Annotated in this window: 6 protein-coding genes and 1 pseudogene; 3 read left to right on the forward strand and 4 right to left on the reverse strand. The window is 36.6% G+C overall.

Going from position 1 to position 15,171, the window contains the following annotated elements; genetic code table 11:
* The first annotated feature begins 47 nt into the window (after positions 1 to 47).
* Both infC and PVV59_RS00475 read left to right on the forward strand, forming a co-directional pair.
* Positions 48 to 566 (forward strand): translation initiation factor IF-3, encoded by a 519-nt coding sequence (gene infC, locus PVV59_RS00470; RefSeq protein ID WP_273753918.1) that lies wholly within the window; start codon positions 48 to 50, stop codon positions 564 to 566.
* A 1,525-nt stretch (positions 567 to 2,091) separates the two neighbouring features.
* Positions 2,092 to 3,858, forward strand: coding sequence for an ABC transporter ATP-binding protein (locus PVV59_RS00475; RefSeq protein ID WP_273753919.1), 1,767 nt, complete (start codon positions 2,092 to 2,094; stop codon positions 3,856 to 3,858).
* 737 nt (positions 3,859 to 4,595) lie between these two features.
* On the opposite strand, the pseudogene PVV59_RS00480 reads toward PVV59_RS00475, so the two are convergent.
* From PVV59_RS00480 to PVV59_RS00490, 3 genes and pseudogenes are all read right to left on the reverse strand, one after another.
* A pseudogene (locus tag PVV59_RS00480) lies at positions 4,596 to 4,798 on the reverse strand (hypothetical protein); the annotation flags it as partial.
* A gap of 394 nt (positions 4,799 to 5,192) precedes the next feature.
* Complete coding sequence (locus tag PVV59_RS00485; RefSeq protein WP_273753920.1) at positions 5,193 to 9,833, reverse strand: translocation/assembly module TamB domain-containing protein; 4,641 nt, start codon at positions 9,831 to 9,833, stop codon at positions 5,193 to 5,195.
* Positions 9,833 to 11,797: an autotransporter assembly complex family protein gene (locus PVV59_RS00490; protein ID WP_273753921.1), complete on the reverse strand. Its 1,965-nt coding sequence runs from the start codon at positions 11,795 to 11,797 to the stop codon at positions 9,833 to 9,835. Before PVV59_RS00490 ends, PVV59_RS00485 begins: the two co-directional genes overlap by 1 nt.
* Positions 11,798 to 12,193: 396 nt before the next feature.
* Between PVV59_RS00490 and PVV59_RS00495 the strand changes: the two genes are divergently transcribed.
* Positions 12,194 to 13,726, forward strand: coding sequence for a YifB family Mg chelatase-like AAA ATPase (locus PVV59_RS00495; protein WP_273753922.1), 1,533 nt, complete (start codon positions 12,194 to 12,196; stop codon positions 13,724 to 13,726).
* Positions 13,727 to 13,737: 11 nt separating this feature from the next.
* On the opposite strand, the gene PVV59_RS00500 is transcribed toward PVV59_RS00495, so the two are convergent.
* Entirely contained in the window at positions 13,738 to 14,652 is a 915-nt protein-coding gene (locus PVV59_RS00500) for a transporter substrate-binding domain-containing protein (protein ID WP_273753923.1), read from the reverse strand.
* Positions 14,653 to 15,171 lie beyond the last annotated feature (519 nt).

Here is a 15,171-nt window from a genome sequence, read left to right on the forward strand (position 1 = left end):
AGTTGGATCAAAATTAAGGAGCATAAACCATTCGTAGACCGTTTAAAATGACACCTACCCAAAAAGATGGGCCGCGTTCAAATCATGATATTCGGGTGCCTCATGTTCAGCTTATCAATGATGAGGGACAACATCAAGGAGTTGTTGCGATACAAGAAGCTCTTGCTATGGCCGCAGAAGCTGGGCTTGATTTGGTTGAAATTGTACCAAATGCGGAACCGCCCGTGTGTAAAATCATCGATTTGGGCAAATTAAAATATCAAACTCAAAAAAAAGCTGCTGAAACACGCAAAAAACAAAAAGTCATTGAAATCAAAGAGATTAAAATGCGTCCGAATGTTGATGTCCATGATTATGGAGTCAAGCTCAGGGCTGTTCATCGCTTTATTGACCATGGTGATAAAGTAAAGATTACTTTGCGTTTTCGTGGTCGTGAGATGGCTCACCAGGATCTTGGATTAAAGCTTCTTCAGCGTATAAAGGAAGATACAAGTGGTATTGCCAAGATTGAATTGGAGCCAAAGCTTGAAGGGCGGCAAATAATGATGGTGATAGCACCTAAATAGTTTTTCATTGAAATAATGTCTGTATGCAACTTGTAAAGATAAGCGGATGGATATTAGTTAGGGGCGTTACGGAGAGCTTTGTGGTGCTTTTGAGGTTTTGTAAATCTGTATAGTCCCTTTTAAAAATTTAATAATGCTTTCTCGACTTATAAGAAGAATGTGTTTTTTTGCATATTATTTTTTGTATATTAAATGAGAGAGCATAAACATCGTGAGATCTTCTTCATTTTGAGATCTCTTATTTGTGGAATCCGGCAAAAAAATTATTTTCTTGAACATCACAAACAGAAATAATACATAAAATATTAAGAAAGTAGAAATGTCTTTTATGAACTATTTCAAATGGCAAAGCCTATAGCAATATGGAAAAGGGTAAAGGAATGAGGATGTTAACTTGAACTTTAATAATCGTAAAGATAATGGTGCCCATTAGTACAATCATTCTCATCTGTTACTCGTAATAGCAATATACTGATTTATAAAAATAATTCATTGTTTTGCATGTTGAGTAAGAGTCTCAAAGATCGTAGGATTCTTTACATTTCAAATCTGTTCCATGTTGAATCAATCAAAATCTCTTGCTTTGCACATCACAAAGGGAGAAGCCTGCGTGAATAAAAACGGTACAAGAAAAGAGTAAAAATGCCTCTTATAAAGAGTCTCGAGTGCCAAAAATTTGTCGCAGCACCCATGAGCTTGCAAGTGTGTGATGGTGCTGACTTGTTCCTTCATAAGCGTAAAGATGTAGGTGCTTAAACAACACTTTACAAAACAGTATTCAATATGCCAGTGGGCAACCTGTGTTTATTTTTTTTAATAAGAGAGCATCTCCTCAGTACAAATTTTCCCTTATTATCCACTCTATTGTCAGCATTCCCAGTAACTTTAGCCACTATCTCTTTTAAAGGGAAATCGTTTTGTTGGTTTAAAACCAAAGCCTTTAAAATTTTTTTATTCCTTTAATATAACCTTTTGAAGGTTATAGGATAAAGCGGATATGCAACATTATAGAGTGAAAATGATGTATTTATAAATGCTCAAAGCATTAAAAATTTCTTGCGCGATATTTTACATTTGGAGCGGAATAGAATAACATATTAATTAATAATGATAATTTATATTTTTTCTCTTCAAATAAGAGAAGTAAATATCGTAGGTTTCTCTCATTTCAAATCTTTTCAATATGAAATCACACAAAAATATTCGCTTGCGCGTCATAAGTGGTGGTATCATATGCATAGAAAGAAGCCATAATCCTTCTATGAACTTTTTCAAGCGTCTAGGGGACAGTTGCAATATGGGAATGCCAATTAGAGTAATGATATCAGCTTATATCTTATATAAATGAAATAGTTTTGCACAGACCATTTATGGGAGGATTTTACATTATACGAGACACTGTCACATGGAAGAGTATGACACATATTGAAAGAAGAAGACCCTTTTTATAAAAAAGATTAAGGGGCTTTTGAATTAAGAGCGCTTCAATCTTGCATAAAACAACAAGAAAATATAGAAGCACTTCATGGCCAAAAAACAACTTTCCTCTTTTGATAAACATCTCATTATTCGCCTTTTGCGAGAAAATTTTCATAAACATGCGCGTTGGTACAGTGCAGCTATTATCTCAATGATCATTATTTCCTGCACAACTGCAACCAGTGCATGGATTATGCGTGATGTTGTTAATTATATTGTTGATGCGCAAAATTTTGCTATGATCGTTTTGATTTCTAGCTTCATTGCCTTTATCTTTATTCTTAAAGGGATTGCAACTTTTGCCCAAACTTACTTTTTAAGCAAAGCAGGCAACAGTATCATTGCTGAACAACAGCGCAAAATTTATGCGCGTCTCATGGAACAAGGTGTCTCTTTTTATCATAATAACACGTCATCTGATCTGCTTGTTCGCGTAACCCATAATGCGACAGCTGTACGTAATATCATTGATACTATTATCACAACTTTTGTGCGCGATTTGCTTTCCGTTAGTGGTTTGTTGCTTGTCATGTTCATTCAAAACTTTGTGTTAATCTCCATTACTTTAATCGTAGGACCACTGGCTTTTTTGGGTGTTCGAATGGCTTTAAAACGCGTTCGCCGCCTTATGGAAAAAGAGCTTTTTTCACTTAGTGAAATTATAAAAATCGTACAGGAAACGGCTGTTGGCATTCGAGTTATTAAGGCTTTTTCACTAGAAGAAGTCATGAAAAAAAGGATGGACAAAGCCATTTGTGATGTTGAAAAACAAACAAACAGTATTGCAACACTTGAAGCGATTACCAATCCGATTATGGAAACACTCACAGGTGTCGCCATTGCTGGTATTATCTGTTTTTCTGGATACCTTGCAACCCAACGCGCAGGTGTTCAAGGTGAGTTTATGTCCTTTATTGTTGCTTTACTTTTAGCTTATGAACCCGCAAAAAGACTAGCAAATGTCCGTGTCAAAATTGAATCTGGCTTAGTCAATATCCGCACGATGTTTGAAATACTTGATCGTCCCATTACTGTTACAGAACATAAAGAAGCTAAAGATCTGAATAAAACGCAAGGAGCTATTCGTTTCGAACATGTTTCTTTTGCATATACTGATAACAAAATGGTATTAAAAGACATCAATCTAGAAATAGAAGCCGGAAAAATGACCGCATTAGTAGGACCATCCGGCTCAGGAAAGTCAACACTTATCAATCTTATTATGCGCCTCTATGACCCCACAAAAGGACGCATATTGATTAATGATCAAGATATCCGCTACGCAACATTTCGTTCTCTGAGAAACCTGATGGCCTATGTAGGGCAAGATACTTTTCTCTTTCAAGGGACCGTTAAATATAATATTGGGCTTGGAAAAGAAGGCGCTCGTGATAACGAAATTATCGCAGCAGCAAAAGCAGCAAATGCTCATGACTTTATTATGAATTTGCCAAATGGTTATGATACACAAATAGGCGATAATGGCTGTAATCTTTCAGGGGGACAAAAACAACGACTCGCTATTGCTAGAGCAATGATTCACGATAGTGAAATTCTCATTCTTGATGAAGCAACAAGTGCGCTCGATTCACACACCGAAGCACAAATTAATGAAGCCATTCATCATCTTACCAAAGGGCGTACAACAATCATTATTGCTCACCGTCTTTCAACGATTGCTCGCGCTCATAAAATTGTGGTCATACAAAATGGACAACTGATTGAACAAGGAACTCAGAAAGAATTGCTCGCAAAAGAACATGGATTTTATAAAAAACTTCATAATATCCAGTTCAAAAAACACACGCCCTAATTTCTAGGTATTTAAAGAATATTTAAAGTAAAAAATGAATAGAAGCTAACGCTCTATTTGTGAAAAAGTATTATTTCAATTAGGAATTGGCAAAAATTTATGGTTTATCGAAAATAAACTTATTGGATTTAGATGAAAACCTTTTCTTTTATTTTGTTGAATGTCATTGAGTTTTAATCACGCAATGAGAACAATCACCTTCTTCTCTCTTTAAGAAAGTGATAAAATATTCTTCAATTTTACCAATCCTAAAAAGAGGATACCATCAAGTTCTGAAAAAACTTCCACGAAGGATAAGGAATCTAGATTGATACTACCTTTATCCATATTTATCTTTATGCTAAAAACTTTTTCTCTTTACACCTTAAAAGTACAAAGATTCCTACTCAATCTAATTTGTAAATAATCCAGATTTTTATCGAATTCATTCTACTCTATAATGATTTATGTGATTCACGTATACAAGGCTTAACGAATAAAACCGCCCCTAAATATCCATCCACATACTTTCAAAATACTTGGTCAAAGGCTACATGCCTTACTATCACTACCCCTAAAATGATAGTTTTTTATGGATAACAAGATAAGCTATCAATTACGCTGCAAATTATAGATATACTCAGCGTAAAAGAAAAAGATTTAAAAAACAAGAAATGATTCATTCTAAAACTTTTGATTATCGTAAATTGCTTTAAATGTGTTTGAAAATAAAATCGATATTTTATAAATTCTACACTTGCCTCATGCTTTTGTTTATCGCGTTCTTTAATGAGCGCACGCCCTTCATGTGAAACAGAATGGCATTCTGTTGCAAATTCACTGGCTTGTTTTAAAGAGACATCTCTCAATATTCTTCCAAACTCATTTTGCGACAATATCCCTGAATTGTATAACAATAAATCCTCTGAGCACCTCCATCTTTACGCTTATGAAGGAGCAAGCCAGCACACCATTCACACTATTTTGTCAGCTCGTAGGTGTTACGACAGCCCTTAGTTCTTGAGATGATTCATAAGAGGCATTTTGAGGCATTTCTTAATCGCTTTTACTACGCAAACTTCTTCACTTGTAATATACAAGCAAATGGTTTTGATTGCTTTAATATGAGAGAGATTTTCAATGAGAGTAGCTTACGGCATGCAAAATTTTAATTCAAGGTAAATAAAGATAAATTAACTTTATAAATCAATATGTTGCATACAATACACTCTTTAGTCAACAGCATAAAATGGGATTAAGAATAAGGTTTAAGTATTTTTCTAGTCTAAGCTTCCTTACCGGCCCGAGAAATGAGAGACAAAAAATAAAGAATTTGTTTTTTTAAACTTTAATCTTTAGTAGTCTCTTTCATAAAAGAGACCAATACTCGAGTTTTTTTCATTTCCTATAGAACCTTTAGCTTTAAGGTGACGCGAAATATCCAAATTAATTGTCCCTTTCGTTGTTCCATCAGATCCTGCTTCAAAGCCTAAATAAATGTTATTGTGTATGTAGCGTCCAATGCGTAAACCTGTATTACCCTTTTCATTAACGATAACATCAAGATCATCAAGTCCAATTTTAGTTCGTAAAGTGTTCAATAAAGATGTGTTAGAACCACCCGCAAGATCAGCGGCTGCTGCCGCAAGTTGAGCAATCTGAAATGGTGATAGTTCATTAAGAGAGCGTTTAAAAATCAAACGTGCCAAAATCTCATCCTGTGGCAAATTTGGTTGTGAAGAAAAATTAATATCAAGATTATCAATCGTTCCACTTACGGTTACAGTTACGTGAATATCACCACTGTTATTATTGGTTACAAAATAAACCGTAGGATTAAGATTACCGCTAAAACTCGCTTGTCCTTGATCAAAATTAAGACGTTGTGAAAGAATATCAAAACGCCCACGAATCATTCTAAATTCACCCACTGGATGCACATCATTTAATGGACCTGCTAAATTAATGCGCCCTCCCAGTTCAGCATCTAACCCTTTTCCCCGTACAAAAAATTGATTGCGTGCTGTAATACGCATATTTGATAACACAACAGATGATGATTCCTCTGTGACACTAGGGCTTTTATTCGTGCTCTTAACATCAGCACGTTCAAGTGTTGTTTGAATTGGCTTTGTTAAATTCTTATTTTTGACATCAAGAAACTTAGCATTGTGAAAATGATCAGGAACCAGAATTTCAGCCTTTTCAACGATGATATCTCCACCAATAACAAGATCACTTAGAAAATGACCTTTCATTGTCATATCACCTGACAATGTCGCAAGAATCATAGAACCATCATTATAATTGGCATTATCAAGATGAAAGATCAAATCTGTCTCTAGATCATTAGAAATACGACCTGAAGCAGAAATTCTTCCTCCCTCAGACGAAGAAGCTGAAGCTTTCTCTATAAGAATATGATCGCCATTTAATTTGCCTTCAAGCGTTATATTATTCAATCCTACGTGGGTTTTTGAATCCAAAAAGCTACCATCGGCTATAGAAATATTTCCAATAAATTGTGGCTTTGATAACGCACCATTAAGAACTGTATCAACTCTTGCTGTACCCGTTATATATGCACCACGCTTAGCTAATAAGAGATTAACAAAATCAAGAGGCATTATTCCTTTAACATTTAATTTTGCCTCTAAACCATTAAAAGAAACAGGTCCATGAATGGAAAGATCTAATCCTTTATCTCCAGTTGCTATCATATTTTCAATATGCAATGTCGATTTTTTATAAGAACCACGAGTATTTATATTGATTGACATCGGCCCCTTATGCGTCATAGTGGTTAAGCTTTGACTAGTAATCTCAAAATAAGCCGATGGATCCTTCATTGTCCCACTAATATCAATTTTGCCTATCACCATCCCATCAAGCGCCTGTCCTGCAATAAAGCTATTCGCCAAACGTGCTGATAAATTTTGCAAATTAATATGAAGATCAAGTTTGTCTTTTTCTAAAGATACCAGCCCTTGAGCTTGTGCTTGTACTCCTTCTCCTGTTAAACTTGCATTCACAGTAAGATTCTGATCTATAGTTTTCCCCGTAGCAGAAAGTGAAAAAGGCATAATTTTTTTATCTTGAAGAGCAACGGTTGTCAGTTCCTCACCTTTTATATCATAGGTTATATCAGGTTTTTTAAAATGACCACGAATCATAACCTTTCCTGTTACACTCCCTGCTGCTCCAAGATCGGATTTCCACAGATTGGCTAAAGTAGCAGGGAGAGAATCTACGGTAAGTTGCAAATTCAGGGTATCTTGAATATTCCCCGCAAGGGTAATTTTACCGCCATTTATTGTAATTCCTAATTCATTGATTGTCATTCCATCTTTATCAAAAACAATTATCGATGGTTTTGGCAATGTTGCATGAAAATGGTGCTGTTTTAAGTCTACGGTTTCAATTTGCACTTCTCGTTTTATACCTTTTGGAAGTTCTACACTCATTACACGACCAGAAAGCTGAGCATTAAGAGCATCATGCAACATCGCTTGGACAGTAAAAACCGTTTGTTCATTATTTCTATTGGCGCGAGCATTTAAACGATTGACCCTTATCAAAGGAGTTTGGATATGCTCTGCATTGATAACACCTTCAAACTGTGCCGTACCAAAAGGATCGAATATGTCGGTATCTATTGCTAGTTTTTTTATTTTATTCTTGGCAAAATTCAAATGATTAACATGCGCCTTTACATGAGCTTTTTGTCTACCATTTTGTTCATCAAAAATAAAATCTCCTTTTACTTTTCCACTACCATCCTGTAAAAATAACGCTGAAAGCACTGAAATATCATCGGCATCAATATGCAGCGCTCCTTTCAAAAAACCTCCAAGTTGTTGAGAAAGATCACCCGTTATTTTTGCACTTCCCCCTTTAATATTAATATTCTCAAGTTTTCGAATTTTATGAGAATCCTTAAAAGAAGCAGATAAATGTAGAGGTTTATGAGCAAAAACGCCTTCACCTTTTACACCCCCCGTTAAAGAAGTAACAGGTGTTGTATTATCTATAAGTGCCTTTATGTTAAGTGTTGTATTTTGAAGTTCCTTCCCCATAACAAACGCTTCAGCAATATGAGCAGTTGTATTGAGCTTTATATGGCTATTGCGCCCTCTTGCTGTTCCTTGAATTGTAAGAGCACCGCTTATCTTCGGATCTAATTTGGCAAGATCAGATATTTGAGCAGATAAATCCATTTTAGCGCTTTCATCCGAAAAATAACCATTAGCCTGTATGTTTGTATATTGATTTTTCAAATTCAAATGACGTAGAACAAAGCCCATCGTATTGTGGGCAACATCACCTGAAAGAGTGATATTTCCTTTGAATAAACGATCAAAAGGCTGCATGCCTATTTTCATATTGTCAGCCATTCCTGATAATTTCAGATCAAAAATGCCACTCAATAAACCAATCGTTCCTTTGGCTTTAATATCTGCTCTACCAGAGAGAGGTTGTTTACTGAATACTTCTAAAGGAGCTAGTGTTTGGGCTTTTAACCCAAGATCGCCTTTAAAAATAAAATTCTCCATTGTCCCCTTTAACCAAGAAGAAAAACCCTGAGCCGTAACACTAAGATCATGAATAAAAATTGGTTTATTCGAAACAATATCCGTATCTAAATACATATGAACGGCTTGGCTTAAATCTTCTACGCCCCCTCCCTTAATCTTTTTAACCCCTTGAAGCGTTCCATTAACCTGAACACCAACATGACGAGAAGCCGCATTGTCGAGATTTTCGCTTACGCCCCCCATATCAAAAACCGCATCGCGAATATAAATATTATTATTGCTAAAATGATTGACAACCAGCCGCCCATTCCAAGATTGTTGTCCTTCGCGACCATAGTCAATGTTCAAAGCAAGAGTCTTTGCAGGTTTTGACACCTCTGATATGGACGAATGAACAAACTCCTTTTCGTTATCAAGAGCCATTTTACCATCAACAAAAAGCCGCCGCAAAAAACCATCGGCGGTTATTTCAGCATTGGCGATAACATTCATTGCTTTGCCCTGAAGAACCATCTGATCAAGGTGGGTTACCCCCTCTCTTGTCCTTCTTGCCTCTGCTTTTAATATTATATCAGATGCGAAGAGATGACGATATTGAGAAGGTATTAAAGGATCCAATCTACCCTCTAATTTCGTAGAAAAACTGTGTCCTTCTGAAACACTTGCAAGAATAACATGACCATCTAAAATAGAATGATGATCGGATTCTAAAGAAAGTTTGATAACCAAATCATCAAAAGTACCATCACCTTTAATCGCGAGATTTAATGCTGGGCGTTTTTCGATGTTAAAAACATTGGCCAAAATACCATTTGGCGGTTCATCGGCAGAGATATCAATTTGAGCTGTACGATTGTTCTTTGATATCTTGGTAAAAATAGAAAAAGACCCTGGTGCATCTAAACGATGCGCCACCATATCAACATCAAAATGACCACTCGCCAAAGTGAAATTACCTTCTAAGGACATATCAGCAGAAAAACCAAAAAGATTCTGCTCAAACGTCACATGTTGCGCTGTAAGTGCATTGATTGAAAGAGCAAGCGGCAATTTTGGTAAAGAAAACCTACCTATCTCAAAAGAAGAATTGCCTTGTGGTTTGCGCAAAAACGTAACCTGTTCTGCCGAAAGCTGATTAATATCCATCCGCCCTTTTAGCAAGGCTAGACGATTCCAATCCATTTTGGCATTGGTAATTTTAAGCCAAATTCCCTTTTTATCACTGATAGTAATAGCATCAATTGATGTTTGAGAAGATAGCGCTCCTTGCATATTGTGTAAGCGAACTTGACGATTAGGCGCTGAAAGCTTGCTTTCAATTAAAGAAACAAACCATGAACGATCGTCTGCTATCTCTTCGCTAGAAGGAAGACGGTCTTCTCTTTGTGCAAGAACAAAACCACCGACCAAAAAAAACACAAATCCAAAGAAGAAAGCTGATAAACGTACACTTTTTTTCATTAAAATGCTTGTCCTATACCCACATAAAAACCCATGCGAGGATCACCCTGCTCTCTTTTTAAAGGAAAGGCTAAATCAACGCGTACAGGACCAACACCTGTCATATAGCGACCTCCTATACCGGCTCCCCATTTAATTTTTTGAGAAAAATCAAAATTCGCTTTTTCCCCTACGAGACCTCCATCAAGAAAACCAACAAATCCTATTTTATCATTTAAAGAAACACGCAATTCTGCCGATCCCTCAATAAGTGCTCGTCCGCCAACAATCGCATTATTTTCTGTTTTGATACCAATATTACGATAAGCATAACCACGAACAGAGCCCCCACCACCAGCAAAAAAGAGCGTATCTGCAGGAACTTGTGCTGCATTATTTCCAAGAATTGTACCAAGCTTTGCCCGCGCAGCAAAAACAAAACGATCCCCTTCATCCAACGCCCAATAAGAACGGCCTTCTGCCGTTACTTTTGTAACAAAATTGCTAAAACGCATCTCATAAAAGGGCTCAATGAGAACTTCACCATATAAACCTTTTGTTGCATTAAACTTATTATTACGACTATCATAAATCAAACCAGTAGGAAAACCAATTGTTGTAAAATTACGGCTTCCAAAATAGATATCACGTGAGTAACCATTTGAAACTTCTATAGCAGCCTGTCCCGATAGATTACTATTGAAAATATGCGTAATACCTAACTTCCCTTTGATGGCTTTTGTTGTGTAATTTTCCAGAACATCTTGCTGTATTTTTAATTCTGACCTGATATCTGTATTAGGTGTGAGTATACCCGGTTTTATAAACGTACCACCGAAAAGATAATCAAAATTTTTAAAATTGTATGATTGTTTTTTATTGCTGCCAACACCACTCATTTTTGTTTCGATTTTAAGAACTTCTGCATGACCAAAAAGATTGTTATGCATCCAATAAGCTTCAAAACCAGCACCATCTAATGTTGAATAACTACCCCCTACACCAAAACGACGCGGTTTACGTTCTTGTACAATAAGCATAAGTGGTAAACTGCCATCTGAGTTAATGGTATCAGCCTCACGGATATTGATCGCACGAAAAACACCAAGGCGTGCAAGACGTTCATTTGCCTTCGCTAACGCATCGGAATCGTATTTCTGGCCGGGTTTTAATCCGGTCATCCATGCGATATAAGCTGAATCGACACGTGGTTTCTTACTTATATTACGGACACTTAAAGGACCATAATGAGCCTTTGGTCCAGGATCAACAACAATCCTACCTTCAATATGCAACGCAGCATGATCAGCCACGATATCACTTTTTATAATTTTAGCTTTTGCATAACCTTGTTTACGCCATCCTTCTACCGCCCATTTTTCTGCTTTCAAAATGGTTTCAGATTTGGCAATAGCACCAACTTTATAGCCCAATTCTTCAATTGTGGGCATTTTATGCGCTTTACGCTTTTCAGGAAGCGCTACTTTATCAATATCTGCAATACTAAAAACATATTGTGGGCCAGCATTAATCGTAATAACAATATTGGATTGTGCTGGTAGTTGCGTTACTGGACTTAAATCAGCCGCTTCTAAGCCATTAATTTTAATACTAATAACACCACCATAGCGCCCATCTGCATAAAGAGCAGAAAGAATAGCACGATAATCTGAGCGTGCTTTGGCTAATAAACCAGAAGAACTCGCAGAAGCTTTCTCTTTATCTGAAAAAAGAGAAGAAACAGATTTAACTATTTTTATGCCTTCCGATGGCGCTCCTGGTGGGGTGATAATATCAACTTTATAAAATCTCTCTGTACTTTTAACAGAATGTGAAGAAGAATTTATTTTCTTTTGACCAAAAAGAGGGAGGCCGAAAAAATCAAATGCAGCAAGTGGCTGAGGAAAAGAAAACGCGAAACACAAGCCTATAAATACACAGCGCACAGTTTCTGATTTTAACAAAATTCTCGTCTGGTATACCATAAATCAGATACCTTTAATACACTTTGCATCTACTACACTTTAAATAATATAAAATAATAAAGGTAAATATAACTACTTTGCATACTTTACACGTTTTATCACATCAAATCATACTCTACGATACATAATGCCCCCTCCCTTCATATCTTCACAAAACTCTGCTCTATCGTGTCATACAAACACCCTCGTTTCCTTCTCTTAACATATTCATTGAGCTTATTATAAATGTTTTATTGCGCTCCATATTATCATGGTTAAATTTGTACAAATAATTTTCAGAACGCTACAAAAACCCGCGTACGTATATAGATCTATCCATGAAAAAAACCATAGAGATGCTTCTTGATTTTTATGCGTAGATATGATTGTCTCTCCCAAATCTAAAGGGGGAGATAAATGATCGCACGTATCACAACCGTTGCTTTTCGCGGTCTAGAAGCAGTTCCTGTCGATGTACAGGTTATGATTTCATCCGGTAAAATAGGAATGGCTATTGTTGGGTTAGCCGATAAGGCCGTTGCAGAAAGTCGTGAACGCGTACAAGCAGCTCTCCATGCTTGTGGGCTTTCTATGCCAACCAAACGAATTACGATTAATCTTGCACCAGCTGATTTGCCTAAAGAGGGATCACATTATGATTTGCCAATTGCCGTAGGCTTAATGCTTGCTATGGGAATCCTCCCTCCAGAAGTAGCGCAAGACTATGTCATTTTAGGTGAATTGTCACTGGATGGTTCACTGACTGCTGTCAATGGCGTTTTACCAGCGGCCATGACAGCTGTATCACTCGATAAAGGACTGATTTGTCCCTTTCAATGTGGACCTGAAGCAGCATGGGCAAATGCAGAAATAAATATTCTTGCTCCAGAGACTCTTCTCACTATCGTTAATCATTTTAAAGGGACACAAATTCAAAAACGCCCACAACCGCGCCAATATACTATCGAAACTGAACTTCCAGATCTTTGTGAAATCAAAGGACAAAAAACAGCCAAACGTGCCTTAGAAGTTTGTGCTGCTGGACGCCATAACCTTTTGTTTGTTGGTCCTCCTGGTGCTGGAAAATCTATGTTGGCGCAACGCTTACCTTCTATTTTACCCCCTCTTAATAGTCGTGAGCTTTTAGATGTCTGTCTGATTGCATCTATTACAGGAGAAACGATTCATAATACCATTTCACTTCATTGCCCCTTTCGTTCCCCACATCATTCTGCTTCTATGGCAGCAATGATTGGTGGGGGACTTAAAGGACGTCCAGGAGAAATCTCTCTTGCTCATAATGGCGTGTTATTTCTTGATGAGTTGCCTGAATTTTCTCCGCAAGTTCTTGATTCTCTTCGTCAACCTTTAGAAAGTGGAGAAGCGGTTATCGCTAGAGCTAATCACCATATCAGCTATCCTGCTCGCTTCCAACTTATTGCCGCAATGAATCCTTGTCGATGTGGTATGGCAGGTGAAAAAGGCCATGTTTGTGCTAAAGGTATACGCTGTCAAATCGATTATCAATCCCGTATCTCTGGTCCGCTTCTTGATCGAATTGATTTACGGATTGATGTTCCTGCTTTGACAGCAATGGACCTTATGCAACCAGAGCAATCAGAAAAAAGCTGTGATGTTGCAAAACGCGTCGCACGTTGCCGTACCATTCAAGCCAAACGTTTTGCAGCACTAGGGTTGGATCATATCCGAACCAATGGCGATTGCCCTGCCAAAATTGTAGAACAAATTGCTATTCCTGATAAAAATGCTGCCATACTCTTACGAAATGTGAGTGAAAAAATGCATCTTTCTGCACGTGCTTATCATCGTATCCTCAAAGTTGCGCGTACGATTGCTGACCTTGATGAATCCGATAATCTTTCACGTCATCATCTCGCAGAAGCCATCTCCTATCGAATCGGTACGGAAAGATTAACAGCTCTTCACTAAAAAACTGCTCATCAGTAAAAACTTATTGGAAAATAACGCAAATAAAGCTCTGTGAGTTTACCATCCTCTTCTAGAGATTTTAGGGCATAATTGAGGATATCAATCAATTTTTCGTTCTTTTTTGCAACAGCAAGCTGCATTCCTTGTCCCAATAACTGGGGTGCCATATATGCCCCCCCAACAAAATGGTAGAAATCAATAGATTTTTGATTTTTGAACCATAATGATAAAGCAAACCCATCATCAAAAATAAGGTCAATTTTATGCTCCTGTAAGGCTTTATAGAGCTCTTCCCTCTTTTTAAATCCTCGCCATTTTGCTTTAGGAAAATAATCATGAAAGAGCTTTTCGTGAATAGTTTTAGACAAAACACCACTGGTTAAATGAACCAATTGGTTGCTTATTGGCTCATCAAGGTTTAACTGTCGAGAAGCAACAAATCGCGCTGGAAAGCGCAAATATGACTTTGTAAAAACAAGATCTTGTTGGGTTTGACTTGTTTCTTTTAAACCTGCAATAATGACTTCTGCACCACCATTTTTGACATGTTCGACAAGCTCTTTCCAAGGAACCACTTCGACTTCACAAAACTCCTCTAATTTTAATTTTGAGCAAATAGCACGCAATAAATCGATATTATAACCTGTAAGATGCCCCGTTTGATCAAGAAAATTAAAAGGAGGAAAATCAAAAGTTGTTACAAAACGTAAACGAGTGATATTCTTGGTATCAGGTTGTACAAAATGTTCATGCGAATCAAAAAAAGAAGGCAACCTTCCAGCTATTTCAGCTTCTGCGTAAGAGAAAAATAAAAATCCCCCTGCTATAAATAAAATGCGAATAAAAAGGGTATATAAATTATGGGGTAAAAAATACCGTAAATGCCATTGAAGATGTTTTACATATATAGATTCTCTTATTTTCAAAATCTCTCCCCCATTTTTCAAAGATAAGATAAAACTCTGTTTAATTATTATCTAACGCACTTCACCAAAATATCTTCCGTTGCATAAATAAAATTCTTTCTCTTTTTTAAATTGTTAAAAGTTTTAACAGTTTTCGTATATTTTTTTAACTACATTAAAAATTCTTAAACTTTTGATCTCAAATTTTCCCAAACAAATGTACAAAAAGCAATTTGGAAGAAATGAACCTTATCGCCTTTACAAGGTATTTGAGGTTATATTCTTCAAACTCAGCTTCTCTCGATAACTTACACTTTTAAATTCTTCTGTCTTCCCATTCATACGATTCACTTAACGAAAGGCTATACAGATAAATTTTACGCTGAATATTCATCACGCACTGTAAAAATACTTAAATATATCAAAGAGGTATTCACTTATCTTATATGACCGCTCTAAATGACGCCGTTTTACTGTATAATGGCGTCATATCGTTTTATTATTCTCTCCAATATACCGACAGATATTGAATCTAGCGCT

Origin of the sequence: Bartonella sp. MM73XJBT.G (assembly GCF_028618435.1) — a bacterium.
GTDB lineage: Bacteria > Pseudomonadota > Alphaproteobacteria > Rhizobiales > Rhizobiaceae > Bartonella.